Here is a 1,737-nt window from a genome sequence, read left to right as displayed (position 1 = left end):
GCTAGAGCGACGACCAGTTTGAATTCGGTGAGCTACGCCGCAATTGCGACCTCCGAGCTCTCGAGCTCGCGTTGGATGACCTGCAGGTTGACCAGTGCCGCTGCTCGGGTGAGGTCGTACTCATTCTTGCGCTTGCCGAGGTAGCGAGCGCGATTCCCCTGTCGTTGGCTCACATGAGCGAGGGAGTGTTCGACCGGGACGCGCTCGCGTAGGCGGGCGCGTCCCTCGGCGGAGCCCTGGAGGACACGCAGCTTCGCCTGGAGCGGCTCGTTCGCGGCGACTCGGAGACCCCGGCCTCGGTCCGAGGTCGTACACTTGGATTTGAGCGCGCATGCGTTGCAGACGTCAGCATCGAAGCGCGCGATCTCGCCGAGGATCATTGGCTGTGTCTGTTCCCCGGGGCACGTCACCGTTTGTTTGGCGAAGTCGAGCTTGAAGTCGGTCTTGTTGAATTTATCGCCGTTGGACTGTCGCCAGGGTTTGCAGATGATCTCCACGCCGTCGGCGATCAGCTCCGGGACGTCCGAGCTCTCGATGTAGCCTCGATCGAAGTACATGCGTCCGAGCTCCAGGCCCTGCTGGTCGAGTCGGTCGACCAGCGTCGGCAGGCTGTCCTTTTCCGGCTCGTTCGCCGACGCGACCGTCACGGCGAGGATGAGCTTCGTGCCAAGGTCGACGGCGATGTGGCGCTTGTAGCCGTTAAACGTCTTGGTCTTGGTCTTGCGACCGTGACGCATGTCGGGGTCCTCGACCGACACGCGCCGATCTTTCGCCACACCTCGCTCGATGCGCTGGCCTCCGCCCTTGGGGTCGGGCTCGAGATCCTGCTCGCGCAGCCGCTCGAGCAACCCGAGCTGGTCCTGCAAAGGAGGCTTGCTGGCCTCGCTCGACAGGTTCGTCTTGACCCACTGTTCGAGCGTCTCGATCTGCCCAAGCAGAAGGTTCAACGCCGCGTTCTTGGCCACGGGGTCCGACCAGTCGATGTCGAGCGCCTTTTTGATGCTCGACTCCGCGAGCAGCGGGATCCCTAGTTCGTCGACGAGTAGCTCCGCCGGTCGGTCGCGCAGCTCGGCGACGCACAGCACGACCTTCCATGCCGCGTGAGCCAGCAGATTGAAGGCATCCTCGACGCGGCCGGCTCCTATCAGCGGGCTGGAATCGATCGCCACGTCGAGCTTCTTGGGGAGCTGCTTGTAGTCGAAGGCGCCGGTTCGCTTGGCCAGCTCGCGGGTGCGGTCGAGCAGTTTCCGGTCCATGTCATGAGCGATGAGCCGCTCGCGGAAGTTGAACAGCGCGCCTTGAGAAAACGGGGCTTCATCGCTGCCGAGGCAGCCGAGCACCAGCTGCCATCGCGCGTCACAAGCCGCGAGCTCGACGGCATCCGAGTCTGATGCTTTCGAGTAGCTTTGAAGCAAAACGACCATGGCGAGCAACGCCGGCGGCACGGGGTCCTTCCCGGCACCCGTGTCTCGGTACATCTGCTCGAGCTCCGCCTGGAACTCCTCGTCGAACAGTTCGCACCGCTGATCGCAGAGGAAACCGAACATCTTGCGTTTCTTGCCTACGCGCTTGCGTATGCGGGCTTCGCGGGCGGACAGGGTGTCGGGCGGGTTCCAGCGGGAGAGTGTCATGGTGGGCCTCGAGTGAGGCCTACGTGATCATGAGCTCGGGGCTTTGTCGAACCGGGCGGCTAAGCGATCGGAATCTATTAAGAATTCAAACTGATCGCCGCTCTAG

General features: G+C 63.2%; 1 protein-coding gene. It reads right to left on the bottom strand.

From position 1 onward, the window contains the following. Positions 1 to 32 precede the first annotated feature (32 nt). Positions 33 to 1,631, bottom strand: a complete 1,599-nt coding sequence (locus DB30_RS40765) for an IS1182 family transposase (protein WP_052559505.1) — start codon at positions 1,629 to 1,631, stop codon at positions 33 to 35. Positions 1,632 to 1,737 lie beyond the last annotated feature (106 nt).

This window comes from Enhygromyxa salina (genome assembly GCF_000737335.2).
In the GTDB taxonomy this organism is placed as follows: Bacteria; Myxococcota_A; Polyangia; order Nannocystales; family Nannocystaceae; genus Plesiocystis; species Plesiocystis salina_C.
This window is presented reverse-complemented; position numbering and strand designations above follow the sequence as displayed.